We start from the raw sequence: 26,649 nt of genomic DNA on the forward strand, positions 1-26,649 counted from the left end.
CAGCTTCCCTGTACCGGCCAGCGGGAGCGTGAAATCTCGACCACGCTGGAGCTTAACGCGGGCGGGGCGACGTTGGGGCTTCTGCCCGACCTGGGCGGCAGCATCGCCTTCTGGCGCAGCGGCGGCATGGATTTCCTGCGCCCGGTCATCGACCCGCATCTGGTCGCGCAGCATGGGCGCGCGGTGGCGGGTTATCCGCTGGTGCCCTTTTCCAACCGCGTCGCGGGCGACCAGTTCCGATTCGAAGGTGTGGACTATCATCTCACGCCCAGCTTCGCGGGGGAGAACTGCGCCATCCACGGCAATGGCTGGCAGCGGCGCTGGCGGCTCGACATGCTTTCCGACAGCAGCGCGACACTCAGCCTCTACCACGCGCCCGTGCATGGACTGGCGGGCCAGTGGCCGTTCAGCTACCGCGCCCAACTGCGCTACGACCTGCGTGAAAACGGCCTGTCCATCGGCATCATGGTGGAAAACGCCGATACGCGCGACCAGCCTGTGGGCATGGGCTTCCATCCGTATTTTCCGCGCCATGCGGGCCTGCGCCTGGGCTTTGTCGCCAGCAGCGTGTGGACCAACGGGCCGGACCACATGCCCGCCCTGCGCGTCCCGGCGGAAGGCGAGTGGTCGTTCGCCCATATGCGCGACGCGGGCCATGCGCCCATCGATAACTGCTATGCTGGATGGTCGGGCAGCGCCTTCCTGCGCTGGCCGCGCGAGGGATATGCCCTCACACTCGAAAGCAGCCCGGAACTGCGCCATCTGGTGCTTTTCACCCCACCGGAGCAGCCCTATATCGGCGTGGAGCCGGTCAGCAACATGAATGACGGCCTCAACCGCACCGTCATCGCCGATAGCGGCATCCGTGTTCTGGCGCCGGGGCAGAGGATGGAGGGGCATATCCGCATGACCGTGGCGCGATGCTGACGGCCCGCTCACCTGCCGCGCCAAAAGGGAACGGGCCGGGCGCGGGCGGCCTGACATGTTATATTACACCCGGCGGTATTGCGGCCATGCGGACGGAACTCAATGTCCTGCTGCGCGATGAACGCCCGAAGATTGTTGAAATCGTATCGTGGGCGGCGGGCAATGGCGACCGTTCGGAAAATGGTGATTACCAGTATGGCAAGCGCCGCCTGCGCGAAATCGACCGCCGCATCCGCTTCCTGACAAAGCGGATCGATAACGCCATCATCGTCGATCCCGCCGCCCAGAAGCAGCGTGACCGCGTGTTTTTTGGCGCAACGGTTACGTACGCGACGGAAGCGGATGAGGAACGGACGGTCACGATCCTCGGCGTGGATGAGGCGGACATGGCGGCGGGGCAGATCAGCCTGGTCTCGCCCGTGGCGCGTGCGCTCATGCGCGCCAGCGTGGGCGATGAGGTCAGGCTCATGACCCCGCGTGGCGAGGAAATGATCGAGGTCATGGCCATCTCCTACCCGCCTTTGCCCTAATGGGGGGCTGGCCGTGTGGCTGAAGGCATATTATGACGATTAGTCGCTGAAGGTTTCAGTTCATGACACCCGGCGCAGACCGGCCCTGTTTCGTGCGGAGAAAGTGCTTACATGCCACGCCCCCTGAAGGTTGCCGTCCAGATGGACCCGCTAGGCGGTATCGACATCAATGGCGATTCAACCTTTGCCCTGATGCTGGAGGCGCAGGCACGCGGTTATGAGCTGTTCGTCTATCAGGTCGAGGCCCTGAGCCTGAGCGAGGGACGCAGTACCCCCCACGCCGCGCGCGCGGAGCGCGTTACGGCCCGGGCCCGCCCGGTCACGGTGCGGCGCAGGGCGGGGGACCATGCCGAATACGGCGCGGAGCAGGTCATCGACCTGTCCACCATGGATGTGGTGCTGATGCGCCAGGACCCGCCTTTTGACATGGCCTACATCACCGCCACGCATATTCTCGAACATATCCACGGCGTGGGGCCGGACCGGGCGCTGGTGGTCAATAATCCCGCGGCCGTACGCAACGCGCCCGAAAAGATACTGGTCACGCATTATCCCGATCTCATGCCCCCCACGCTGGTGACATGGGATGCGCAGGCCATAAAGGCCTTTCGCGCAAAATGGGGCGACATCATCGTCAAGCCGCTGTTCGGCAATGGTGGTGCCGGCGTGTTCCGCATCCAGCCCGGGGATCCCAACCTCAACTCCCTGCTGGAAATGCACTTCGCCCGCTCGCGCGAGCCGCTGATGATCCAGCGTTACGAACCCGCCGTGCGCAGGGGGGACAAGCGCATCATCCTGGTCGATGGCAGGCCCGTCGGCGCGATCGACCGCATCCCGGCGGAAGGCGAGACCCGGTCCAACATGCATGTGGGGGGTCGCCCCGTGCGGGCGGAACTGACCGCGCGCGACCATGAAATCTGTAACGCCATTGGACCGTTACTACGTGACGAGGGTCTGATTTTTGTAGGAATCGACGTGATCGGGGAGTGGTTGACCGAAATCAATGTAACATCCCCGACCGGATTGCAGGAGATCGACCGCTTTGATGGCGTCAATACGGCGGGCCTGATCTGGGATGCGATCGTATCCCGTCTGGTCACGGGCGGTGTGAACGCGTAGGAATGGAAACGGTATTGGGAACGGGCGCGATGGTCGCAACTGTCGTGCCATGCGGTTTGACATTTGATATGGATTGCATGCGGTCACGTGGGCCGATACGGCGCGCGGACAGGTCAGGTGGGATTGTAATGCAGCAGCACAACGGGATGGATTTGATCATGGCGGATGCAGCACGAAAGGGGGCGCAACGGGCCTTCTTTCATGGCCAGGGCATGGGAACAGCCTGATGAGCGACGTTCTGCATGATGAAGCATCCGAAAAGGTTGTGGAAATCCCTTCGCCCAAATCCGCGCTGGACGCGGCGGCGGTCAAGGCGGCGTACCGGCGCTGGGCCGGGGTGTATGACGCGCTGTTCGGCAGCGTTTCCGCCTTCGGGCGCAAGCGCGCGGTCGAGGCCGTGAACAGCCTGCCCGGCACGCGCGTGCTGGAAGTGGGCGTGGGCACCGGCCTAGCCTTGCCCTATTACCGCGCGAACAAGCATATTACCGGTATCGACCTGTCGGGTGACATGCTTGAGCGCGCGCGCCAGCGTGTGCGCCGCCTGCGGCTGTCCAACGTGGACAACCTGCTGGAAATGGATGCCGAGGCCACGCAGTTCGTCGATGGCACGTTCGACATCGCCGTCGCGATGTTCGTGGCGTCCGTCGTGCCGCACCCGCGTGCCCTGCTGGCCGAACTCAAGCGCGTGGTCAGGCCGGGTGGCCATATCCTGTTCGTCAACCACTTCCTGGCGCAGGGCGGTGTCCGGCTGGCGGTGGAACGCGGCATGGCGCGGGCGTCGCATTCGCTGGGCTGGCATCCGGATTTCGCCATCGAATCCCTGCTGCCGCCCGCCGACCTGCGGCGTGCGACGCAGCAGCCGGTGCCGCCCGCCGGGCTGTTTACCCTTGTCACGCTGGAACGTGAGGCAGGCACCTGCGCCAGCCCCATGGTGGCCTGAGCACCCAGGCGCTGACAGGCAGCCCTGCCTTTCGGGCAGGGCTGAAATGACATTTGCGCGACCACCAGAGCGGCCCACAGGGTCGTTTTTGTGTATAAGTCGCGGTATATGATGAAATCATGGTAACGATTGGCCATGCCGGATAGCGGCGCATGGCAGCAGGGAGTGATCATATGCCCACAGGCACCGGGTTCGGGGCGGATGGCGTAAGGCAGGCGGGCGGAAACCGTGCCTACCGGACCATCGGCATGCTGTACCTCGTCATGGCGATTGTGGCGGGCCTGGCCGGTGGGCTGCTGGCCGTAAGCCTTCAGGCCGGCCTGCTGCCCCATGCCCTGCTCTCCGCCTGGGCGGGTGGGAATGTGGCGGGTGCTGTCGAGCGTATTGGCCGCCGCCATGGCATGCTGATGGTGTTCTTCTGCGCCCTGCCGGCCCTGACCGGCGGGTTTGGCAACTGGTTCGTGCCGCTGCTGCTGCGTGCCCGCGCGCTGGCCTTCCCGCGCGTGGCGCTGGCGGGCTGGGCGCTTGTGGCGGCCAGCTTCATTGCCGTCATGGCCGGTCTTTCACCCGCCGTGCCCGGCTGGGTTTCCGTGCTCGCGCTGATGGGGTGGTGCCTGGGCATGCTGTTTCAGGCCATCACCATGGTCGCGACCGTGCTGAACATGGGACCGATTGGCCAGAAGCTGCGCGACCTGCCGATATTCGTATGGGCGCAGGGCCTGAGCGCGATGATGGCCGTCATGGTCATGCCGGTGCTGGCCGGTGGGCTGACCCGGATCCTGCTGGCCGGTGGCGACATGTCGCCGCATATCGATGCGCTGCTGCACGTCTTTACCGGCCCCGAGATCGCGCTGCTGCTGCTGCCCTCCATCGGGATCGTATCACAGATCATAGAGACATTTTCCGCAACGCCGCTCCGGATGCCGCGCGTGGTGCTGGGGGCGCTGGTGGTCATGTCCGTGGGCGGGGCCTCGGTATGGGTGCATGACCTGCTGCATGGCGGGCTGGTGGGCATGGTCGCCCCCATGGCCATGGTGCAGCTTGGGCTGATCGTGCTGCCGGTGCTGGCCGTGCTGGCGGCATGGGCGCGTACGGTGCGGGCGGGCCATATGCGCGCCGCCGTTCCGGTGGAATGGGCCGCCGGATTCGTGGCGCTGCTGGTGGTCGGTTCCATCATGTCGCTTCTGCCCGGCGGCATGGCCGATGTGCATGCGGCAACGCTGTACGCCGCCATGTTCGCCATGTTCGCCGGGTTCTATTACTGGATCGGCAAGATGGTGGGCCATGTCGCGCCGGTCATGGCCAGCCGTGTCCATTTCGGGCTGACGGTAGGCGGAACCGCACTGTCGCTGCTGGCCTTTCACGGTATGCCGGGGGTGATGGGGGCCGTGCTCATGGGGCTTTCCATGCTGGTTTTTGCCGGTATCGTGGTGCAGGCCGGGCTGCGCCCGGCGGCGGCGCTGCCGGATAATTACTGGGGTCCGGGCGCTTATACGCCGGAATGGCGGACACCTTCCCCCACGCGCGGAGACGCCTGATCATGAGCGGCAGTGCCACCACGCCCGATGCGGCACAGAGTGCCAGTGCCGCCATTACCTATGACGCCAGCCGTGTCGGCACGCTGGCGCGGGACTGGCTGGTGCTGCTCAAGCCGCGTGTCATCTCGCTGGTGGTCTTTACCGGGGCCGCCGGTCTGGCCATGGCGCCGGGACCGCTCAATCCGCTGGTGGCCGCTGTCAGCATCCTGTGCATCTGCATGGCCTCGGGTGCGGCGGGCGCCATCAATATGTGGTATGACCGCGACATCGATGCGGTCATGAAACGCACGGTCACCCGCCCCATCCCCGATGGCCGGATCGGGGCGGAGGCCGCGCTGGGCTATGGCATCGGGCTGTCCACCGCATCGGTCATTCTGATGTGGCTCGCGACCAACGCGCTTGCGGCGGGTATCCTGGCATTTTCCATTTTCTTCTATGCCGTGATCTACACGATGTGGCTCAAGCGTTCGACACCGCAGAACATCGTGATCGGGGGTGCCGCGGGCGCGTTCCCCCCCATGATCGGCTGGGCGGCGGCAACGGGATCCATGGCGATCATGCCCGTGGTGATGTTCGGCATCATCTTTTTGTGGACGCCACCGCATTTCTGGTCCCTGTCGCTATATGCGTGCAAGGATTACGGGCGCGCGGGCATTCCCATGCTGCCGGTGGTGCGGGGCGCGCGCCATACGCGCTGGCAGATCCTGTGGTACACGATCATGCTGATGGCCGTGTCGCTGGTGCCCTCGTTCACGCATCAGGCTGGCTGGCTTTATACGGCCGTGGCGACCGCGCTGGGGCTGGGTTTCATTTACTTCGCCATTCAGGTGCTGCGGGACAGGCAGGATGCGAACGGGGTCAGCCTGACAGGGGATCGTCCGGCCCGGTATTCCTTCCGCTATTCGCTGCTTTACCTGTTCCTGCTGTTCTGTGGCCTGCTGGCCGATCATGCATTTATCGCCCATTAAGCGGCCGGAAAATTTTTCATTCTTACGGGAGTTGGGCTGATGGAACAGGTTACCACCCTGCGCGCCACACCGCAGCAGGAAGCACAGGAAGCAGCCCGTCGGCATAAGGGGCGCATCCGTGGCGTGGCCATCACGCTCTCGGCGCTGGCGGTGGTCCTGTATGCGCTGAGCCTTGCGCATCTATAAGACCCTGTTTGAAATAAGTGATTGATAGAAAAGAATAAGAGTTTTTGGATGTCGCCTTTTTGCAAAAAGGCGGTGTTCTTAAATTTGCGGATCAGCCCCATCGGGCAAGCAAATTTCCCTCCATCACCATAAAAAAAGCCTGCATCACAGGGATACAGGCTGGTACTTGAGGGTGTGGCGGGCGTGCTGTCAGCGGGGCGTTTGCTGGATGGCGGAGAGCAGCCAGCTTCCCGTTCCGGCCGAACGCACGAATGTCCAGAGTTCGGTTACGGTGGTGCGGTTGACGGGATCCCCCTCGATCACGCGACCGGTCATGTCGGTCGTGATGTCGATCATCGAATACCGCATTGCGACCGTTGCGTAATCAAACCCGTTTTCACGCCAGCTTTCCGCCAGATCGCCGCGTTCGAAGCGGATGTCCGACACGATATTACGTGCGCCACGGCTGGCCAGGCTGCTCAACTGGTTGTTGAAATAGGAGACCATCTCCGGCGTGGCCATGTGCTGCATGGCGCGCACGTCCTGCTGGCTCCATGCCGTCTGGATATTGATCAGCGCCTGCTGGAAGGCCTGATAATCGGCGGTGGTAATGGCGACCCCGACCGGCTGCTGGCGGCCCTGCGGTGGCGCACCGGCGGCCTGCGCCATGCCCCCCAGCGGATTGCCCAGCGGGGCGGCGCCCGCATTGCCACCCATGCCGCCAAAGCGGCGGATGGCCCAGCGCACGATGAAGAAGACCAGCGCCAACTGGATCAGCAGGCCAAGAAAGCCGCTTCCCCCCATGCCTGAGCCGAACATGCCATGCCCGAACAGCATGCCGAACAGGCCCGCGCCAATCAGCCCGCCCATGAACCCGTTCATGAACGGGTGGCGGGGACGCGCCATGGCCATGCCGCCCGCCCCAAAGGGCATGCGCGAGCCGTAGCCGGGCATCTGGCGTGGCGTCATCGTCTGCTGGAAGGGTGTTGCGCCATAGGGCGCGGTCTGGGATGGCGCAGGCGCGCTATAGGTGCGTCCCCCACGGCTTCCCATGGAATAGCCACCGCCCGCACGGGCATCGGCCACATGGGGATGGGCCAGCAGCGGCAGCATGGTCAGGGCCGCGACGGCGGCAAGGGCGAGGTTTTTACGCGGGGTTGCGTGGGGAGAAATTTTCTTCATCTGGGTCAGGGTATCTGTAATCCTGTGTCGGAACCATCTTTATCCGTGCGGCCCGTCCGTAATCCGGCCGCCTGTTCCAGATATAAGTAAGCCCATCCCCCCGTAACAGGGGGCATGGGCTTACAGAAACATGAAATCACGGAAAGGCGGCTCTCAGGCCCCGGCAATCATCATGTCATCAATACGGATGGTGGGCGCGTTGGTGGACTGGCGGAAAGTCAGGTCGTTGGCCGCGACCAGCCGCATGAACATGTCCGTCAGGTTGCCCGCCACCGTCAGTTCCGCAACCGGCTCGGCCAGTACGCCGTCACGGATCATGAAGCCTGCGGCCCCCCGGCTGTAATCGCCGGTAATGCCGTTGATGGCGGAACCCATCATCTCGGTTATGTAAATCCCTTCGCCAATATCGGCCATGAGGGCGGCTGGCGTCAGGTTGCCCGGCGCCATGTACATATTGCCCAGTGACGGCGCGGGCGGCCCCGATGTGCCCCGGCTGGCGCAGCCATTGGGTTTGAGGCCCAACTGCCGGGCGGAGCGCGAGTCGAGCGCCCATGTTTTCAGCACGCCGTCTTCCACCAGCGTGTTGGCCGCGCTCAGCATGCCTTCCCCGTCAAACGGGCGGGCGCCGGTGCCGCGCACCCGGCGCGGATCATCAATAATGGTGATGCCCGCCGGCATGATGCGGCTGTCCATCGCGTCCTTGAGGAAGGACGTGCCGCGCGCGATGGCGACACCATTGATCGCACCCGACAGGTGCCCGAGAATGCTGGTCGATACACGCGGGTCCAGTACGATGGGCATGCGTCCCGTGCGCGGACGCACCGGGTTGAGCCGCGCCACGGTCCGTTCCCCCGCGCGCCGCCCGATCAGGCCGGCATCTTCCAGATCTGACAGATGCACGGCGGAATGATAGTCGTAGTCACGCTGCATCGCGGTGCCGGAACCCGCCACGGTGCTGACGGAAACCGAATGGCTGGTGCGGGCGTAGCGGCCTGAGAAACCGGCGGATGTCATGAGGATGATGTCCGACAGGCCAAAGCTGCTCGACGCGCCGTTGCTGTTGGAAACGCCCTTGACCGCCAGCGCCGCTTCCTCGGCCACGCGGGCGCGGGCGACCAGGTCGGTGGTCGTGGGTTCGGTGGGGTCGAACAGATCCAGCCCGGTGGCGTCGACAAAGCCGGTTTCGGCCTGCGCGCACAGCCCGGCAAAACGGTCTTCAGGCACGACACGGGCCATGGCGACGGCGCGCTCGGCCAGGGTATCGAAACGCGTGGGGTCCAGCGCCGTGGCCGAGACAATGGCCGCGCGCTGGCCCACGAACACCCGCAGGCCCAGATCGCATGTTTCGGACCGTTCAAGGTCTTCCGTCTGGCCATTGCGCACCTGCGCGCCATGGGCCGTACGGCTGATATAGGCGGCGTCCGCCGCATCGGCCCCGGCGGCGCGTGCGCGCGCGATCAGGGTGGAGATCTGGTCAATCGGGTCGGTACTCATGCCGCCAGTGCCCCTGTAATGCTGTCGAGCGAGGGAAGATGCTGAATCGGGCCCAGCGATGTCAGTGTGGGCCTGCCACTGAAGATGCGGGTCGCCACGCGCTGCACGTCCTCGATCGTGACGGCATCGACCCGGCGCACCGTTTCCGCCGTGGGGATGAGACGGTCGAAAATCTGGAGCTGGCGGGCAAGCTGTTCGCACCGGCTTCCCGTGCTTTCCAGCGACATGAGCAGCGAGGACTTGAGCTGCGCCCGCGCCCGCGCCAGTTCGGCGGCCGTGACCGTATGGCGGACCTTGCCCAGTTCGTTCAGTGTTACGGGAATGAGGTCGGCTACCTGCGACTCTCCCGTTCCGGCATAGATGCCGAACAGCCCGCCCTGGCGGAAGGGCGCGTTGAAGGAATAGACGGAATAGACCAGCCCGCGTTTTTCCCGGATTTCCTGGAACAGGCGCGACGACATGCCACCGCCAAGCAGCGTGGACAGCAGCAGCGCGGGATAATAGTCCGGGTCGCCATAGGGCATGGAGGGGAAACCCAGCACGATATGCGCCTGATCCAGCTCACGCTCCTGGCTGAACTCACCCCCTACGTACTGCACGGCGGGCTGCGGGGGCACGACGCCGGTGGGCAGGTCACGGAAATGCTCCTGCACCAGATCCACCACGCGGGCGTGCTCAAGGTTGCCCGCCGCCGCGACAATGGTGTTTCCCGCCGTGTAGTGGGTGCCCATGTAGTTGACCAGTGTCGCACGCGACATGGCGCGGATACCGGCTTCCGTGCCCAGCGTGGGGCGGCCCATGGGCTGGTCGGGGAAGGCGGTTTCCTGAAAATGGTCGAACACGATGTCATCGGGCGTATCGTTCGCCTGCCCGATTTCCTGCAAGATCACGCCGCGCTCGCGTTCCAGTTCATCGGCGGCAAGGCTGCTATGGGTCAGGATATCCCCGATGATGTCCGCGCCCAGCGCCAGGTTTTCCTTCAGCAGCTTGACGTAATAGGCGGTGTGCTCACGCGCGGTGTAGGCGTTGATATGCCCGCCGACATTCTCGATCTCCTCCGCGATGCCGATGGCGGTGCGGGTGCCGGTTCCCTTGAAGGCCATATGTTCCAGAAAATGGGAAACCCCGTTTTCCTGCGCGGTTTCGTTGCAGGTGCCCGCGGCGACATACGCCCCGAGGGACACGGTCTCCACCCGTTCCATCCGTTCGGTCACGATGGTCAGGCCGGAGTCCAGTCGGGTCACATTGATCAGGTCGGTCATGCTGGTCCTGCGGGCCGCACGGCGCGGGATCGTGCCTGTGCCGCCCCCTTGTTGGCGTAAATGGAAGGAAAAAGGGTCAGTTCGCGTTGGAAAGAACGGCGGCGCGCACCTTGTCCTCAATCACGGTCAGATCCGCCGCAACTACACTGTAACGCTCGGGGCGGTCGTACAGATCAGCCAGCGTCGCGGGCAGGGCGGGGCGGATGCCGGTGGCCTGCGCCATGGCGTCGGGGAACTTGGCGGGGTGCGCCGTGGCCATGGCCACCATGGGAATCCCCGCCTCGCGGAAGGTGCGGCCCGCCGCGATGCCAATGGCGGTATGCGGATCGGCCAGGTAGTGGCTGCGGCTGTTCAGGGTGCGGATTTCCGCCAGCGTGGCCGCGTCATCCAGCGAGACGCCATGGAAGAGCGCATTGGCGCGGTCCCATACCGGGGTTGCGACCTTCATGACCCCGGTCTTGCGGAATTCGGTCATGATGCGCGCGCACGCGGCCGCGTCGCGATCCAGCAGTTCGAACAGCAGGCGCTCGAAATTGGACGAGACCTGAATATCCATGGACGGTGACAGGCTGGGCACCACGCCATGGATGCTCATGTCGTTTTCATTGAGGAAGCGGCTGAGGATGTCGTTGCGGTTCGAGCCCACGCACAGCGCGCGGATGGGCAGGCCCATGCGGCGGGCGACCCATGCGGCCAGCACGTTGCCGAAATTGCCGGTCGGCACGGCGAACGAGACCTCACGGTCCGGCGCGCCAAGGGCGAGGGCCGCGTAAACATAATAGGGCACCTGGGCCGCGATGCGCGCCCAGTTGATGGAATTGACCGCCGAAAGGCGCATATCGGTGCGGAACGGCAGGTCCGCGAACATGGCCTTGACCAGATCCTGGCAGTCATCGAACGTGCCCTTGACCGCAAGGTTGGTCACGTTGGGTTCCCGCACCGTGGTCATCTGCCGGCGCTGTACTTCCGATGTCCGGCCTTCGGGGTGCAGGATGACCACGCGCAGCCGCTCGCGGCCACGGCAGGCCTCGATGGCGGCGGATCCGGTATCGCCCGATGTCGCGCCCACGATGGTCACGCTTTCATCGCGTTCGCTCAGCACATGGTCGAACAGGCGGCCCAGAAGCTGCATGGCCATGTCCTTGAACGCCAGCGTCGGGCCATGGAACAGTTCCTGCACGAACAAACCGTCATCCACCTGCGTCAGCGGCACGATGGCCGGGTGGTCGAATCGGGCATAGGCCTCGCTGCACAGCCGTTTCAGCACATCGTGGGAAATGGCGCCTTCGGCAAACGGCGCGATGACACGGGCCGCCAGTTCCGGGTAGGGCAGGCCGCGCAGGGCGCGCCATTGCGATGCCGAAAGCTCGGGCCAGCTTTCGGGCAGGTACAGGCCACCGTCCTCTGCCAGCCCCGCCAGCAGAACGGACGAAAAATCGCGGACGGGGGCTTCCCCCCGGGTAGAAATATAGCGCATTGCACCATCATAATGCCAACTCACCGCCACGCGAAGGGGGCGTATGCCCCAGCCTTCGCAATTCCGCGCGTGGTGTGTCAGAATTTGGGCGGCGGCAGGTGGCTCAGGTTGATGCGGTAGATATGGACCGGCCACTGGACGGCGTTATGGCCACCGTTGAATGGCGCGGTGCGGTCGAGCTGGGCGGCGGGGATATAAAGCTGCCCGTCCCGCGTGGCGAAGGAACCGCCGGGCCAGTGCAGGCGGCTGTCGGTGACGATTTTCTGGTACACGCGATCAGGCATCAGGCGGAAGATGCTGCTGGTGGAAACATCATTGAAATACAGCGTGCCATCCGGCCCCAGCGTGATGCCGCCCAGCGCGGGGGTCTTGTACCACAGGGTCGGCCCTTCCTCCAGTTCGATGGGGGTGACGGCGGGATCGACCAGCAGGTCGGTATCGAGCTTGTAAACCGGGCCGCAGAGGGGCTCGAAATACAGCCACTGCCCATCGGGGCTGATTTCCATCTGGCTGATGTTGATGATGGCGGTATGGCCCGCCGGGTTGGTCATGACCCGGCCATCCACGGTAATGGGCTGGCCCGCCGTAAGCGCGGGTGTGTGTTCCATGAGCCGCCGCTGCCGGTTGGTGTCCAGCCGGACCACGATCATGGCCGGAATGCCGGAATCCCCGATAAAGGCATGGTCGCGCGCCACGCGCATGGTGGCGGGGCGGCTGCCCGCGCGCAGCATGGCGGGGTCGATGTCCCATGTCCGCACGACCTGCCCCGTATGGGTGTCGATCTTGACGATCTTGGGGCCGTTCGCGACGGGTTTCTTTGCCGGGTCGGGCTGTCCGCTATCGAGCACCCACAGCGTGCCATCGGGCTGGAGCTGGATATCGGCCGGGGCCACAAGGCGCTTTTCCGCCGGGGTAGCGGGATCGTTCCATGTGCCGTCGGGGTAGGGCTGGGGCGTGCCGCTGGCATCCAGCACCGCCAGCCCCGGCCCCGTATTGCCCGCCCAGGCGGGAAGTTCGACCAGTAGCCGCCCATCAGGCAGCACGGCCACCCGGTCCCATACGCTGGTGGTCGAGGAGACGACATCCTCCACCATCGCGGGCGGATCGAGCGGCGGGGCCGGTTTGGCGGCATGGGCGGCCTGTACGGCACCGAACAGAAGGGCGGCGCAGGCGGGCAGGAGCCCCGCATGGCGCGGGCGGCGGATGGCAGATGGGAAATTCGCGTGCATCGCGCGGTATCTCGTCACGAACCGGGGGAATTGGCAAGGGGATCGTGCGGCATACCGCCGATGCACCGATGCACCGATGCACCGATGCACCGATGCACCGACGCGGCGGGGGCGGGTCTTCCATCCTTACCCGCAGCCCTTACCCGCAGTAACGCTGGCGCAGGTGGCGCAGATACGACCCCGTGCCCGGCGCGGCCCCCGTGGCGTCGCGCACGATCTCGGGGGTGGAGGCCCCACTGGCGCGGGCGTGGATGCGTGGGCGCAGCCAGCCGAGCAGGGGGGCAAAATCGCCTTCGGCTATGGCGGACATCATGTGCGGCGTGTCGCGTTCCGCCGCCTCGCGAAGCTGGGCCGCGATGATCGCGCCCAGTGTATAGGTAGGGAAATACCCCCATGAACCCGATGGCCAGTGAATATCCTGCAGGCACCCCAGCCTGTCTTCGGGCACGTTCAGGCCCAGCAGGTCGTGAATGCGGGCATTGAAGGCCTCGGGCAGGTCGCGCAGCTTCATCCGCCCCGCGATCAGTGCGGTTTCCATCTCGTAACGCACGAGTATGTGGGCGGGATAGGTGATCTCATCCGCATCGACGCGGATGAAGCCGGGACGCACGCGGGTCACGAGCCGGTGCAGGTTGTCCGGGCTCCAGGCCCGGTCCCCTGTCGCGCCGCCAAAGGCCGCGCGCAGGCGTGGGGCCATCCACTCCATGAACGGGCGGGAGCGGCATATCTGCATTTCCATGAGCAGCGACTGGCTTTCATGCAGGCTCATGCCGCGTGCCTCGCCCACCGGCTGGGCGCGCCATGCCTCGGGCAGCCCCTGTTCATACAACGCGTGGCCGGTTTCATGCACGATGCCCATCAGGGCGTTGATGCAGTCATCCTCCTCATACCGCGTGGTGATGCGCACATCGTCTTCCGCCCCGCCGCAGAAGGGGTGAAGGCTGACATCCAGCCGCCCGCGCCGCATGTCGAAGCCAAGGGCGCGCATGGTCCCGCGCCCCAGCGTTTCCTGCGCCACCACGGGAAACGGGCCGGTCAGCGGCAGGGGGGCGGGCAGGCTTTTCTGGTGTTCCAGCGCCGTTGCGACCAGTTCGGGCAGTTCGCGGGCCAGTTCGGCAAAAACCGGGTCGATATCCGCCTGCCGGGTGCCGGGGTCATACTGGTCCAGCAGCGCGTCGTAGGGGGAAAGGCCAAGGGCCTCGGCCTTGGCGGCCGCGATCTCGCGCGTCAGGGACAGGACGGTTTCCAGTTCCGGCAGCAGCCCCGCGAAATCACTGTTCTGGCGCGCGGTGCGCCATGCCATTTCACAGCGTGACGCCGCGCGTGAAGCCGCCTCCACCAGATCGGCGGGCACGGCGGCGGCATGGGCGTGCTGGCGGCGCATTTCATGCAGGTTGGCGCGCGCCATCGCATCTTCGGGCGGCTGGGCGCGCGCCAGCATTTCGGCCATGTCCGGCGCCGTCATGAGTTCGTGCGACAGGACGGCGAGGGTCGCGATGCTTTCGGCCCGGCTGTCGCTGGCGCCCGTGGGCATCATCGTGTCCTTGTCCCAGCCCAGAATGCCCAGCGCGTTGCGGATCTGCCCCATGCGGGCAAAGCGGCGGCGCAATGTTTCATAGGCCTGCGGGCTGGTGTTGCCGGGCTGGAAATTCATGAAGGATCCTGACTGAATCTTAATACTCTGTCCCGTATGGACGGTCCGTGAACTGTGCAGGAGCCTCTCGTACCTTGCAAGGGGCGCACCTTGCCGGGGAAGGGGGCGGACGCAATGGGTGAAAGCCGGGACAGGGCGGCCACGCTGGCGCGGGGGTATGCGGCACTTGGGGCAGGGGACGCGGTGGGCGCGCGGGCCTGTTTCGCCAGCATGCGGGCCGTGGACGCGGCGGATCCCGACGCGCTGCATGGGCTGGCCTGCGTCGCGCTGGCCGCCGGGCGGCCGGACCTTGCCATCTCCCTTGCGGGCCGGGCGCTGCGTCATGCGCCCGGGGGGCATTATCATGTCGTGCTGGCCCGCGCGTTACTGGCGCGCGGACATGGGGATGCCGCCCGCGTGGCGATAAAACGCGCCATCGTGTCGCAACCCGGTAATGTCTCGGTCGTGCTGGCCTGGGCCGAGATAATGGAACGCACGGGCGACACGCTGGCGGCGGCGCGGGGGTTCGCGCGCGCGGTGCGCCTGTCCGGGCGGCATGACGGTGTCAGCCGCGCCCTGCATGCCCGGTTTTTATGGCGGCGGGGACGGCGGGCGACGGCGGTGGAACAGATGCGCCAGGCCGTGCAGCACGCGCCGGATACCGGATCATACGCCCATGAACTGGTGGACATGCTGCGGGCATCGGGGCGGGAGGCGGAGGCCGAGGCCGTCTTGCGCGCGCGGCTGGATCATGCGCCAGATGATGGCATGGCCCTGTCACTGCTGGGCACGCTGCTGTTCGCGCGCGGTGAGATGGGGCCCGCCGCCGGTCTGCTCCAGCGCGCCATGACGGGTCATGCATGCGTGGAAACCTGCAACAATCTCGGCCTTGCCCGCATGGCGCTTGGCGACATGGCCGGGGCGGAGGCGGCATTGCGGCAGGCCCGGCATATGCGGCCAGCCGATGCCCGCATCACCCTCAACCACCTGACGGGACTGTTCGAAAGCGGGCGGCACGCACAGGCCCGCACCGGCTACGAGGCCATGCTGGCCCGGAATCCGCCCCCCGATGCCGCCACGCTGGCCCGCGCGCGCTTCAACCTTGGCGTCGTGCGGCTGGCGCAGGGGGAACTGGCATCGGGCTGGGCGTTGTGGGAGTCCCGGCTGGCCTTCCTGCCGCCGCATCCCTGTGCCGCCGTGCTGCCGCGTTGGGATGGCCGGGCGCTACCGGCCGGGGGCAGGCTGCTGGTGCACATGGCGCAGGGGCTGGGCGACGCCATTCATTTCCTGCGCTATGTGCTGCTTGCGGCGCGGCGGGTGCCGGTTGTGCTGGAGGTGCCGCCCGCGCTGCGCAGGCTGGCCCTTACGCTGGGTGGGGCCATGCGGGAAACATGTCACCCGATAGAAATTATCACTCCTGACATAAATAATCATAGGTATGCATGCAGCCAGTGCGACCTGTTCAGCCTGCCGCATGTACTGGGCATGACGGAGGTGCCTGATTTTGCCCCCTATCTGGGCACGCACGCATGGCGGCCCGGCGGCGGCAGGACGGGAAAGCTGCGTGTCGGCCTGTGCCATGCGGGCAACCCGGCCTACCGTTTTGATGCACGCCGCTCCATTCCCATGGCCGCCCTTGCCCCACTGGCGGCGGTCAAGGATGTCACCTTCATATCCCTGCGCCCACAGGCGCGGGCGGAAGCGGAGCCGGGTTTTGTGCGCCGTGAATGCGCATCAGGCGGCGACCTGCTCGATACCGCGCGGCTGGTCGCCACGTTGGATCTGGTCATCAGCGTCGATACGCTTGCGGCGCATCTGGCCGGGGCGATGGGGTGCCCGGTCTGGCTGCTCAATCGTTTTGGGGGGGACTGGCGCTGGTCGCCCGCGTTCGATGCGCCGGCACCATTGCAGCCACGGCCCGATATAGGGGCGGCGGCCATGGCCGGTCATTTCGGGAACCGGTGGTACCCTGGCCTGCGCCAGTTCCGCCAGCACCGGCTGGCGCCGCCGGAGCAGGCATGGTCCGAAGTGATGGAGGAAACCTGCGCCGCCCTGCGAACACTCGTGGCAGGGCGGAACGGGGGGCCTAGCTAATGCTTTCCAGCTCGGTGGAGCGGCGCTGGGCCGCCGCCTCGGCTTCCTGCAGGCCGGACAGCAGGGCGGCGCGGATGCGGTCGAGGCGTTCCTTGTCCGTGATCTTCAGCCCGAACAGATCCTTGACATAGAAGACGTCCACCGCCCGCACGCCATAGGTGGTGATATGGGCGGAGGCGATCTGGAGCTTCTGTTCCCCCAGCGCCGCCGTGACATCGTGCAGCAGGCCGGGACGGTCACGGCCGTTGATCTCCACCACCGTACAGGTATTGGACGCCCGGTTGTCCACCACCACGCGCGGCGGCACGTGAATGGCCCGCATGCGCCGCCCGCTCAGGCGGCGACCGCACTGCGCGATTTCACGGTCGATGTTGATGTGCCCCGTCAGCGCCTGCTCGATCAGCAGGGACAGGCGGCCAAGCTGCTGCGGTTCCTCGAACGCGGAACCGCCCGCGTCCTGGATCCACAGCGTATCGAGCGCCATGCCGTTGGTCATGGTATGGATGCGCGCATCCACGATGGACGCCCCCGCGATGGCCACGGCCCCCGCGATCTGGGAAAACAGGCCCGGATGGTCGGCGGCGTAGATGGTGACTTCCGTCACGCCACGGGCGGGAAGCGGCTGGGTCTCGACCGTAAGGGGCGAATGCACGCGTTCCGAATCGCTGATCAGCCGGGCATGGCGGGCATGGGTGTCGTGATCGAAGGACAGCCAGTAACTGCCATAGCCCAGTTGCATGAAGTGGGTGACATCGGCCTCGTTCATGCCGTCTTCCACCAGCCACTGGGCGGTAGCCGTCTTGGCGCGTTCCACGCGCACGTCGCGCTCGGTCGTGGCGAGGCTGCCCTCCAGCACCTCGGCCACGCGCATGTACAGCTCGTTCAGCAGGGTGGCTTTCCACGCGTTCCATACGCGCGGCCCCACCGCGCGCATATCCACGATGGTCAGCAGCAGCAGCAGGCGCAGGCGCTCGGGTGACTGGATGATGTCCGCCAGGTCGAGGATGGTCTTGGGGTCGTCGATATCGCGCTGGAACGCCGTCTGGCTGAGCAGCAGGTGGTGCAGCACCAGCCACGAGACCGTTTCCGTCTCCTCGCTGTCCATGCCCAGTTCCGGGCAGACATACAGCGCGATCTGCGATCCGATTTCCGAATGGTCGCCGCCCCGGCCCTTGGCGATGTCATGCAGCAGCACGGCCACGTACAGCGCCCGGCGCGAATGCAGGTTGAGCGCCAGTTCGTAGGCAAGGGGGATTTCATCGGCCATCTGCCCATGTTCCACCCGGCCAAGGATGCGCAGCGCGTCGATGATGTGCTCATCCACCGTAAAGACATGGTAGGTGTCGAACTGCATCTGCCCCACGACGCGCGACCAGTCGGGCAGCAGGCGGCCCATGAGGCCGGTCTCGTTCAGGATATGCAGCCAGTAGGCGTTCCCCTTGCGCCGACCTTCGTCCATCAGGTGGAAGGTCTGGGGGGCGTCGGCCCGCTCCGGCGTGCTTTCGCCCGCGCGGGCCGCGCGCTGGGCGCGCGTGGGCGGCGCGCCGCACATGAGGTCGAGGAAGATGCGCGCCGTTTCCGGATCGCCGCGCAGGCTGGCGGCCTTTCGTTCCCAGCGGATCAACTGGTGCATGGCCAGCGGGTGGATGGGCAGCTTGCGCCGCTTGGCCCAGTCCAGCAGGCGCATCATCTGGATGGGTTCATCCTCGAACGACGTGCCGCGCTGGGGCAGGATGCGCCCGTCCAGCACGGTAAAGCCCGCGTCGCGCATCTGGCTGTCGGCCTCGGGCGCGTTGGCCACGGGGCCGAGCGCCTGGCGCAGCACGGCGGGTTCCAGCACCAGTGTCAGGCGCATGACATCGCGCACGGTCAGGAAGTAGTGACGCATGAAGCGTTCCACGCCCACCTGCCGCCCGTGGCGCGTATAGCCCATGCGCCCGCCCACCACCGGCTGCACGTCGAATGTCAGCCGTTCCTCGGCCCGGCCGGAAACGTAGTGCAGGTGAAAACGCACCCGCCACAGGAAATCCCACGCCCGGCGGGCGCGCTTGGCTTCCTGTTCCGTCAGCAGGCCCAGTTCGCTGAAGCCCGGGGCCAGCAGGTCGGATACGTGGCGGGTGCCGAAGGTGTAGCGGCACATCCAGTAAAGCGTCTGCAGGTCGCGCAGGCCGCCACGGCCTTCCTTTACATTGGGTTCGACAAGGTACGGGCTGTCGCCAAAGCGGTGATGGCGGGCGGCGCGTTCCTTGCGCTTGTCGGTAATGAAGCGGTCGGCCCCCGCCCGCACGCAGGCCACGATGTAGCGGGCCTCGAACATGGCGAACAGCGTGGCGCTGCCGGTCAGGAAACGGGCGTCGAGCAGCGTGGTGCGGACGGTGGTGTCGGCTTCCGCCTCGGCGATGCATTCATTGATGGTGCGGGTGGCGTGCCCGACCTTCAGCCCCAGATCCCACAGGAAATACAGGATATATTCCACACTGGCGCGAATATCGCCCGCCGGTGTGTCCGGTGTCAGGAACAGAAGGTCGATATCACTGAACGGGGCAAGCAGGCCGCGCCCGTACCCGCCGGTGGCCGCGACGGCGAAAGGGGCCTCATGCAGCGAGTCGATGCCCGTGTGCCGCATGGCGAAATCGCCCAGCACGCGGATCATTCCATCGGTATAGGCGGCGAGCAGCTTGCCCGCCTCCGCCCCGCCCAGGCGATGATGCTCGAATTCCTCGCGCACATGGGCCTGGTAGCGCGCCATGTGGCGACGGAACAGGCCGATCGCCTCGTCGCGCGGCAGGCCGCGTGTGTCACCGTCTTTACCCCCCGATGGGAACAGGGCGGCGTGAAGGGCGTCGGTCATCGCCTCGGCGGAGGAGGCGCAGGGAAAATCAGCGTTCGACATCGTGGCCGGATGGCGTCCTGTAAATGGCGGTCAAGGTCTGGCGATGAGTGTGCCGCCGTTAATGGGGTCAGGTCCAGTGCCGTATCAGGGTTTCATCAGTTTTTTGAGTTTATAGAGCATTTCCAGCGCCGCGCGGGGGGTGAGCGCGTCGGGATCCAGCCCTTCCATCATTTCCGTCACGGCCGGGGGCAGGCCGGGCGGGGCGTCATCGCATGCGTCGGTCGGGTCCGGGTCCGGCGTGGGCTGGTGTTCGAACAGGGGCAGCGGCGGGGCCTGGCGGCCACGTTCCTTTTCCAGCATGGACAGGAGCCTGCCCGCGCGGCGCACCACGGGTTCGGGCACACCGGCAAGGCGCGCGACATGCACGCCCCAGCTCCGGCGCGCGCAGCCGGGCACGACTTCGTGCTGGAATATGACCTGCCCCTTCCATTCCCGCACGCTCATGGTGTGGGGGGACAGGCGCGGCATGCTGTTGGCCAGTTCGGCCAGCTCATGGAAATGTGTGGCGAAGATCGCGCGGCAGCGCAGGGTGGAATGCAGCGTTTCCAGCACGGCCCATGCAATGGCCAGCCCATCGAGCGTGGACGTGCCGCGCCCGATCTCGTCCACCACCACGAGGGAGCGCGGACCCGCCTGGTTGAGGATGGCCGCCGTCTCGGTCATTTCCACCATGAAGGTCGAACGCCCGCGCGCCAGGTCATCGGCCGCGCCCACGCGGGAGAACAGACGGTCCACCACGCCGATGCGCATGTCCTGCGCCGCCACGGGCAGCCCCGCCTGCGCCAGGATGACCGCCAGCGCCGCCTGCCGCAGGAAGGTGGACTTGCCCGCCATGTTGGGGCCGGTCAGCAGCATGACGCGGTGGTCGGGCTCAAGGTCGCAGTCATTGGGGGTGAAGCGGGCGCTTGCGGGCAGCGCCGCCTCGACCACCGGATGGCGGCCCGCATGGATGACGAACGTGGTGTCGTCGCCCACCTGCGGGCAGCACCACGTCCCGCCCCCCGCCAGCACGGCGCAGGACTGCGCGATGTCGATGCCCGCCAGCGCCGCCGCCATGTCCGGCAGGGCGGCTTCGTCCAGAATCCGGCGCACGACCTGCGTGAACAGGTGGCGCTCCCGCAGGGCCGCGTTTTCAGCCGCCTGCGCGATCTGCTGGTCAAGCTCCACCAGCCGTTCGGTGGAAAAGCGGCTGGCGCTGGCCGTGCCCTGCCGCATGATCAGATCCGCGTGGCCGCGCAGTTGCGTGGCGGCGGTGGCGCGTACCTCGATCACATAGCCAAGCTGGGCATGGTGGCGGATCTTGAGGTTGGGGATAGCGAAGCGTTCGGCATATTCGTGTTGCAGGGCCGCGATGATCCGGCGGCTTCCATCGCGCAGTTCGCGCTGGGCGTCGAGTTCGGCGTCGTAGCCGGGGGCGATGGTGCCGCCATCATCCATGCGCGCGGGCGGGTTCTCGGCCAGCGCGCGGGTCAGCAATTCCTCCAGTTCGTGCGCGCGGTCGAGATGTCCCGCCGCCAGCGCCAGAACGGGTGGCAGTCCTTCATGCCGGTTGAGGATCGTCCCGACCTCGCGCGCGACACCCAGGGCGAGGCGGATGGCCACCGCGTCGCGCGGCTGGCCCCGCCCGAGCGAAAGGCGACCCAGCGCGCGGGCCATGTCGGGGGCCGCGCGCAGGCTGGCGCGCAGGCCGTCGCGCAGGTCGGGCTTGTCCAGAAGCCATGTCCATCCGGCCTGGCGGCGCGCGATCGCGGCCGGATCCGTCAGGGGGGCTGCGATCCAGTCCGCCAGCATGCGGCTGCCCGCGGCGGTGACGGTGCGCGAGACGGCGGCGAACAGCGTGTGCTCCGTCGTGCCGTCGCGTGTGCGCAGCAGGTCGAGGCTGGCGCGGGTGGCGGGGTCAAGGCCCAGCACGTCCCGCGCGTTGCCGGGGCGGGGATGGGACAGGCGGGGCAACTGCCCCGCCTGGCTGCGGCGGACGTAATCAATGGCCGCCGCGCCCGCCATGGCTTCGGCATCGCTGAACGTGCCGAAGGCGTCGAGGCTGGCCACGCCGAAGGCCTCGGCCAGGCGCTGGCGGGCGGCCCCGGTGCTGGCGGGCAGCAGGACGGGTGTGCGCCGGTCCGTGAAATCCCCCAGATCCACGTCATCGGCGCATAGGATTTCCGCCGGGTCCAGCCGGCCCAGCAGGTCGTGCATGTCGCATGGGGGGACGCTGGCGGTCTCGAACAGTCCGGTGGAAATATCGATCCACGCCAGCCCCGGGTCGCCCCCGTTGCGGCCCGATGGGCGGACGATGCAGGCCAGCAGGTTCTGCCGCCCGGCTTCGAGCAGTTCATCTTCCGTCAGCGTGCCCGGCGTGATCAGCCGCACCACGGCGCGCCGTAGCGGGCCCTTGGCGGCGGCGCGGCCCTTGCGCGGCGCTTCCGTCTGTTCCGCGACCGAGACACGGAACCCCCGCCGGATCAGCCGCGCCAGGTAGGACTGCGCCGCATGGACCGGCACGCCGCACATGGGAATGGGTTCGCCGCCATGCGTGCCGCGCGCGGTCAGCGAAATATCCAGCGCGGCGGCGGCGGCTTCCGCGTCATTGAAGAACAGTTCGTAAAAATCTCCCATCCGGAAAAACAGGAGGGCGTCGGGATGTTCGGCCTTGAGCGCGAACCACTGCGCCATGGCGGGCGTGCTGCCTTCGGGGGATGGGAATGTCATGCCCGGTGTCTAGCCGCTGGGGCGGGGGATTCGCCAGCCCGGATTTGGCGTGTCCCGTGCCGCCCCTATGCCGTGCGGCTCCGGCGCAGCCGCCGGGTCACGGCCGCCGTCACCTGCCGCATGTCGGCCACGCCCGTCACATGCAGCCCGCCCAGATAGAGGCCCATGCCCGCCATGATCATGACGCCCACATCCACAACGCGCATGAGCGGCCCGGCCACCATGGCGTTGCCCAGGGGCGTATATTCCAGCATGAACAGCCCACCGGCCATAAGAGCCGCGCAACCCACCATGCCCGCAAGCTGGCGGCCCAGCAGGGGACTGGAAACCAGCGCCCCGCGCCGGCGGAGCATGAACGCCAGCACGCCCGCGTTCACCATGGCGGCCAGGCTGCTGGCCAGCGGCGGGCCGATATGCGCCAGCCAGTGCATGAAGCTTAGGTTCAGGACGAAGTTCAGGAGCAGCGTGCCGATACCCACCAGCACCGGCGTGCGGGTGTCGCCGCGTGCGAAAAAGCCGGGCGAGAGTACCTTGACCAGAACGAAGGCGGGCAGTCCCACCGCGTAGGCCCGCAGTGACTGCGCGGCCAGAACGGCGTCCCGCGCCGAGAAATGCCCATGCCCGAACAGCGCCATCATCACCGGGGTCGCGGTGACCAGCAGCCCCGCCGCGGCGGGCAGCGTCAGGACAAGGGCGTAGGAAATGGCCCGGTTCTGCGTGGCATGCGCCCCGTCGGTATCGCCCGCCGCCAGTAAACGGGTCAGCACCGGCAGCAGCGTGGTGCCCGCCGCCGCCCCCAGCACGCCAAGCGGCAACTGGTTCACCCGGTCGGCAAAATACATGAGCGAGACACTGCCCGCCGGAAGCAGGGTGGCGATGATGGTGTCCACCATGAAGTTGATCTGCGTGATGCCGCTGCCCACCAGCCCCACCCCCATGCGACCAAGCAGCGTGCGGATGCGCGGCGTCAGGCACGGGGTCACGAGCCGCAGCCGCATGCCCGCGCGCCGGGCGGCGTAAAGCAGGATCGCGAACTGGATCACGCCCGATGCGCTCACGCCCCACGCCGCCGCGTGCGCCACATCGCCCGTAAGGCGCGGCAGCAGTACGATGGCGGCGATGCCCACGACGTTGAAGCTGACATAGGCCGCCGCCGCCACGCCAAAGCGGTGCATCCCGTTGAGCACGCCCGACACCAGCGCCGCCCCGCAGATCAGGAACAGGTAGGGGAATGTGATGCGGCTGAGGGATATGGCCAGCGAATCGCGCAGCCCCCCATGCGTGAATCCGGGTGCGATGACGCGCAGCACGCCGGGCATGAAAACCTCCCCCAGCACGGTCAGCAGCAGCAGCCACGACAGCAGCACGCTCATCGTCTCGCACGCGAAGCGCTGGGCCGTGGCCTTGCCCTCGCGCTCCAGCAGTGCCGCGAACAGCGGCACGAAGGCGGCGTTCAGCGCGCCCTCCCCGAACAGGCGGCGGAACATGTTGGGCAGGCGGCAGGCGATCTGGTACGCATCCTGTGCCGCGCCCGCGCCCAGGAACGCGGCGAGAAGCTGGTCGCGCACCAGCCCCAGCACGCGGCTGATCATGGTCCAGCCGCTTACGGTCAGGAAACCCTTCAGCATTGCATCAGCCGGGCCATGCGCGGTGCGTGGGAAGCATCAGTGATCCATGACCGCGCGTTCCACGGCCACCTGCACCCGACGCGATTCGGGCGATGTGATGGACGTGAACCAGTCCGTCAGCCGCCCGTCGCGCCCGATCAGGTATTTGTAGAAATTCCACCGGGGCAGCGACAGGAACCCCCCTTCGCGCGCCAGCCAGCGGAACAGGGGAATGGCCTGCGGCCCGCGCACATGGCTTTTGGTGGTGAGCGGAAAGGTGACGCTGTAATTGCGCTGGCAGAACGTGACGATCTCCTCGGGCGTGCCGGGTTCCTGCCTGCCAAAATCGTTTGACGGCACGCCAATCACCTGCAGGTCGTGGCTGCGCCATGTCGTCCACAGGCTCTGCAATCCCTCGTATTGCGGCGTGAACCCGCATTTGGAGGCGGTGTTGGCGATCAGGATCGGCTTGCCCCGCAGGCGGGAGAAGTCGATTTCCGATCCGTCGAGGGTGGGCAGGATGAAGTCGTAGATTGTCGTCATTGGAAAGCTCGGTTCTGTCTGCGCGCCGGAAAGACCCGATTGCAGGGTGGGACGGTGGGGGTCAAGTCACCCGTTCGCGCGGGGGAGGGGGCAGGCCGGGCGCGGGTCATGCGAATTCATGCCCCACGGGGCGCGCCAGCAGCCGCCTGCCGGCCTCGGCCATGTCGATCGTGCCCGCCAGCAGGCTGGTCACGGTGGCGATGACCGGCGTGCTGACCTCATGGCGCTGCGCCAGATGCTGAAGGGCGGGAGCCGTCGCCATGCCTTCCGCCACACCCTCAAGCGTCGCGACGGCTTCCGGCGCGGACGTGCCCCGCCCGATCGCCAGCCCCAGCCGGTAATTGCGCGAGGCAAGGCCCGTGCAGGTCAGGAGCAGATCCCCGATCCCCGCAAGGCCGGACAGGGTTTCGGGCCTGCCGCCCAGCGCGTGGGACAGGCGGGCCAGTTCCGCGATGCTGCGGGTGATCAGCGCGGCGCGGGCGTTTTCACCCAGCCGCGCGCCCATGGTGGCCCCCGCCGCGATGGCGATCACGTTCTTGGCGGCCCCGCCAAGCTGCACGCCGGTCGGGTCGTCGCTGGCGTAAAGGCGGAAGGAGGGCGTGGTCAGCAGGTCGGCCAGCCTGCGGGCCTGCGCGCGCTCCGCACTGGCCAGCACGGCGGCGGCGGGCAGGCCGGCGGCGATCTCATGGGCGAAATTGGGGCCGGACAGGACGCCCAGCACACTATGGGGGAACAGTTCGGCCATGACCTGAAGCGGCATGAGGCCGCTTGCCTGCTCGATGCCCTTGCAGCACGCGATCATCGGCGCGCAGGGCGCGACCTGGCGCGCCGTGGCGCGCAGGTGCTGCATGGGGCAGGCCAGCAGGATCAGGTCGGACTGGCGCGGCAGGACATCGGTTACGGTAATGGCGTCGGGCAGGGCGAACCCCGGCAGGCGCGGCATGACCCGCCCGGCGGACATGGCGGCGGGATTACGCGCCCACAGGGTGACCTCCGCCCCGGCGCGCGCGGCCTGCATGGCCAGCGCCGTGCCCCATGCGCCTGCGCCGATCACGGCAATCCGCGCGATATGGGTCATCCCTTCGTTCCCTTATGGTGGTGTGCCGTATCCGGCATTCTGTTGTGGCGTTAATCGCAATGCGCCTGTTGGGGTTGCCATGCAAGGGGCGGGCCGATGGCGTTGCGGTGATGTCGCATCCGCGTGGATCGGGCTCCCGCGCGGAGGGGCGTTCACGCCGTCATGCGTTCCGCCATTTCGGACAGCGGCCAGCGCGGGCGCGGGCGCAGGGCGATGTCATCGGGAACGGGCAGGCCATGGGCAAGGCGCGCGCGCATGGTCTCGATCGCGGCCCACGCCACCATCACGGCGTTGTCGGTGCACAGCCGCAGCGGGGGGGCGGCGAAGGGAAGGTCATGCAAGCTGGCGAATTCCTGCAACCGCGCCCGCAGCACCCCGTTGGCCGCCACGCCACCAGCCACGACCAGCGTGGTGGGCCGGGGCATCATGTCCAGCGCGTGGCCGAGACGGTCGATGACGATGTCACTCACCGCCTGCTGGAAGCTCGCGGCAAGGTCGGCCGCCTGCTGGCGGGAAAGGGCGGTGCGGACCTGCGCCGGAAGCTTCTGCGCCACGGCGGTCTTGAGACCGGAGAAGGAAAAATCGCAGCCCGGCCGCCCCATGAGCGGCCGGGGCAGGGCAATGGCGCAGGGGTCGCCTTCACGCGCCAGCCGTTCCACCGCCGGGCCGCCCGGCCAGCCAAGGCCCAGCATCTTGGCCACCTTGTCAAAGGCTTCGCCCGCCGCGTCGTCAATCGTGCCGCCCAGCCTGCGGTACCGGCCCACCCCTTCCACCGCGATGCACTGGCAGTGCCCCCCCGACACCAGCAGCAGCAGGTAGGGAAACGGCGCGCCATTGGCCGCGATGCCGGGCAGGCGGGCGGTCAGGGCATGGGCCTCGATATGATTTACGGCAATGAAGGGCTTGTCCAGTGCAAGGGCCATGCCCTTGCCCATGTCAGCACCCACGATCAGCCCGCCGATCAGACCTGGCCCGCAACTTGCTGCAATGGCCCCGAGTTCATGCGGGCGCAGGCCAGCGGCCTTCAGCGTGTCGCGCACCAGCGCGGGCAGGGCGGACAGGTGGGCGCGGGCCGCGATTTCGGGCACGACACCGCCAAAAGGCACATGGCCGGATTGCGATAATGTCGCATCTGCCAGGATCCGGCCATCGCCCGTAACGATGGCGCAGGCGGTGTCATCGCACGAAGATTCAATGGCCATAACGGGAGTTGGCATTTCGGGGGGAAGCTGTCTGGTGTCGGGCATGGCGCAATTTACAA

At 66.9% G+C, this 26,649-nt stretch carries 20 protein-coding genes; 8 read left to right on the top strand and 12 right to left on the bottom strand.

Going from position 1 to position 26,649, the window contains the following annotated elements:
• The first annotated feature begins 33 nt into the window (after window positions 1-33).
• The 7 genes from LDL28_RS12905 to LDL28_RS12935 all read left to right on the top strand — a co-directional run bounded on the left by LDL28_RS12905 (window position 34) and on the right by LDL28_RS12935 (window position 6,208).
• Window positions 34-927: an aldose 1-epimerase gene (locus LDL28_RS12905; protein WP_233059306.1), complete on the top strand. Its 894-nt coding sequence runs from the start codon at window positions 34-36 to the stop codon at window positions 925-927.
• Window positions 921-1,457, top strand: a complete 537-nt coding sequence (gene greB, locus LDL28_RS12910; protein WP_233058919.1) for a transcription elongation factor GreB — start codon at window positions 921-923, stop codon at window positions 1,455-1,457. The genes LDL28_RS12905 and greB overlap by 7 nt, the downstream gene beginning before the upstream one ends.
• 111 nt (window positions 1,458-1,568) lie before the next feature.
• A complete protein-coding gene (gshB, locus tag LDL28_RS12915) occupies window positions 1,569-2,576 on the top strand; it encodes a glutathione synthase (RefSeq protein ID WP_233058920.1) in 1,008 nt (335 codons plus the stop codon).
• 226 nt (window positions 2,577-2,802) lie between these two features.
• Window positions 2,803-3,516, top strand: coding sequence for a class I SAM-dependent methyltransferase (locus LDL28_RS12920; protein WP_233058922.1), 714 nt, complete (start codon window positions 2,803-2,805; stop codon window positions 3,514-3,516).
• Between the two features lie 173 nt (window positions 3,517-3,689).
• On the top strand, window positions 3,690-5,054 hold the full coding sequence (locus tag LDL28_RS12925; protein WP_233058924.1) for a cbb3-type cytochrome c oxidase subunit I: 1,365 nt from the start codon (window positions 3,690-3,692) through the stop codon (window positions 5,052-5,054).
• A gap of 2 nt (window positions 5,055-5,056) precedes the next feature.
• The gene (locus LDL28_RS12930) at window positions 5,057-6,022 is read left to right on the top strand and encodes a heme o synthase (RefSeq protein WP_233058925.1); all 966 of its coding nucleotides are present in this window, start codon (window positions 5,057-5,059) and stop codon (window positions 6,020-6,022) included.
• A 39-nt stretch (window positions 6,023-6,061) separates the two neighbouring features.
• Complete coding sequence (locus LDL28_RS12935; protein WP_233058926.1) at window positions 6,062-6,208, top strand: hypothetical protein; 147 nt, start codon at window positions 6,062-6,064, stop codon at window positions 6,206-6,208.
• Between the two features lie 189 nt (window positions 6,209-6,397).
• On the opposite strand, the gene LDL28_RS12940 is transcribed toward LDL28_RS12935, so the two are convergent.
• From LDL28_RS12940 to LDL28_RS12965, 6 genes are all read right to left on the bottom strand, one after another.
• On the bottom strand, window positions 6,398-7,369 hold the full coding sequence (locus tag LDL28_RS12940) for a TIM44-like domain-containing protein (RefSeq protein ID WP_233058927.1): 972 nt from the start codon (window positions 7,367-7,369) through the stop codon (window positions 6,398-6,400).
• Between the two features lie 153 nt (window positions 7,370-7,522).
• Window positions 7,523-8,863, bottom strand: coding sequence for a TldD/PmbA family protein (locus LDL28_RS12945; protein WP_233058928.1), 1,341 nt, complete (start codon window positions 8,861-8,863; stop codon window positions 7,523-7,525).
• The gene (locus LDL28_RS12950) at window positions 8,860-10,125 is read right to left on the bottom strand and encodes a pitrilysin family protein (RefSeq protein WP_233058929.1); all 1,266 of its coding nucleotides are present in this window, start codon (window positions 10,123-10,125) and stop codon (window positions 8,860-8,862) included. The genes LDL28_RS12945 and LDL28_RS12950 overlap by 4 nt, the downstream gene beginning before the upstream one ends.
• Window positions 10,126-10,201: 76 nt before the next feature.
• Window positions 10,202-11,602, bottom strand: a complete 1,401-nt coding sequence (gene thrC / locus LDL28_RS12955; protein WP_233058930.1) for a threonine synthase — start codon at window positions 11,600-11,602, stop codon at window positions 10,202-10,204.
• 77 nt (window positions 11,603-11,679) lie between these two features.
• Window positions 11,680-12,831 (bottom strand): major royal jelly family protein, encoded by a 1,152-nt coding sequence (locus tag LDL28_RS12960; protein ID WP_233058931.1) that lies wholly within the window; start codon window positions 12,829-12,831, stop codon window positions 11,680-11,682.
• 139 nt (window positions 12,832-12,970) lie between these two features.
• On the bottom strand, window positions 12,971-14,485 hold the full coding sequence (locus tag LDL28_RS12965) for a carboxypeptidase M32 (protein ID WP_233058932.1): 1,515 nt from the start codon (window positions 14,483-14,485) through the stop codon (window positions 12,971-12,973).
• A gap of 114 nt (window positions 14,486-14,599) precedes the next feature.
• Here LDL28_RS12965 and LDL28_RS12970 point away from each other — a divergent pair, with 114 nt between their 5' ends.
• The gene (locus tag LDL28_RS12970) at window positions 14,600-16,558 is read left to right on the top strand and encodes a lipopolysaccharide assembly protein LapB (RefSeq protein ID WP_233058933.1); all 1,959 of its coding nucleotides are present in this window, start codon (window positions 14,600-14,602) and stop codon (window positions 16,556-16,558) included.
• On the opposite strand, the gene LDL28_RS12975 is transcribed toward LDL28_RS12970, so the two are convergent.
• The 6 genes from LDL28_RS12975 to tsaD form a co-directional block, all read right to left on the bottom strand.
• Window positions 16,551-19,451 carry a [protein-PII] uridylyltransferase gene (locus LDL28_RS12975; RefSeq protein WP_233058934.1) on the bottom strand — a complete coding sequence of 967 codons (2,901 nt, stop codon included), beginning with the start codon at window positions 19,449-19,451 and terminating at the stop codon, window positions 16,551-16,553. The genes LDL28_RS12970 and LDL28_RS12975 overlap by 8 nt on opposite strands.
• Window positions 19,452-19,535: 84 nt before the next feature.
• Window positions 19,536-22,160 (bottom strand): DNA mismatch repair protein MutS, encoded by a 2,625-nt coding sequence (gene mutS, locus LDL28_RS12980; RefSeq protein WP_233058935.1) that lies wholly within the window; start codon window positions 22,158-22,160, stop codon window positions 19,536-19,538.
• Between the two features lie 65 nt (window positions 22,161-22,225).
• Window positions 22,226-23,788, bottom strand: coding sequence for a murein biosynthesis integral membrane protein MurJ (murJ, locus tag LDL28_RS12985; protein WP_233058936.1), 1,563 nt, complete (start codon window positions 23,786-23,788; stop codon window positions 22,226-22,228).
• A 36-nt stretch (window positions 23,789-23,824) separates the two neighbouring features.
• The gene (locus tag LDL28_RS12990; protein ID WP_233058937.1) at window positions 23,825-24,310 is read right to left on the bottom strand and encodes a glutathione peroxidase; all 486 of its coding nucleotides are present in this window, start codon (window positions 24,308-24,310) and stop codon (window positions 23,825-23,827) included.
• Between the two features lie 106 nt (window positions 24,311-24,416).
• Entirely contained in the window at window positions 24,417-25,388 is a 972-nt protein-coding gene (locus tag LDL28_RS12995) for an NAD(P)H-dependent glycerol-3-phosphate dehydrogenase (protein WP_233058938.1), read from the bottom strand.
• A gap of 152 nt (window positions 25,389-25,540) precedes the next feature.
• Complete coding sequence (gene tsaD, locus LDL28_RS13000) at window positions 25,541-26,635, bottom strand: tRNA (adenosine(37)-N6)-threonylcarbamoyltransferase complex transferase subunit TsaD (RefSeq protein ID WP_233058939.1); 1,095 nt, start codon at window positions 26,633-26,635, stop codon at window positions 25,541-25,543.
• Between the last annotated feature and the right edge of the window lie 14 nt (window positions 26,636-26,649).

The organism is Komagataeibacter sp. FNDCR2 (genome assembly GCF_021295395.1).
GTDB lineage: Bacteria > Pseudomonadota > Alphaproteobacteria > Acetobacterales > Acetobacteraceae > Komagataeibacter.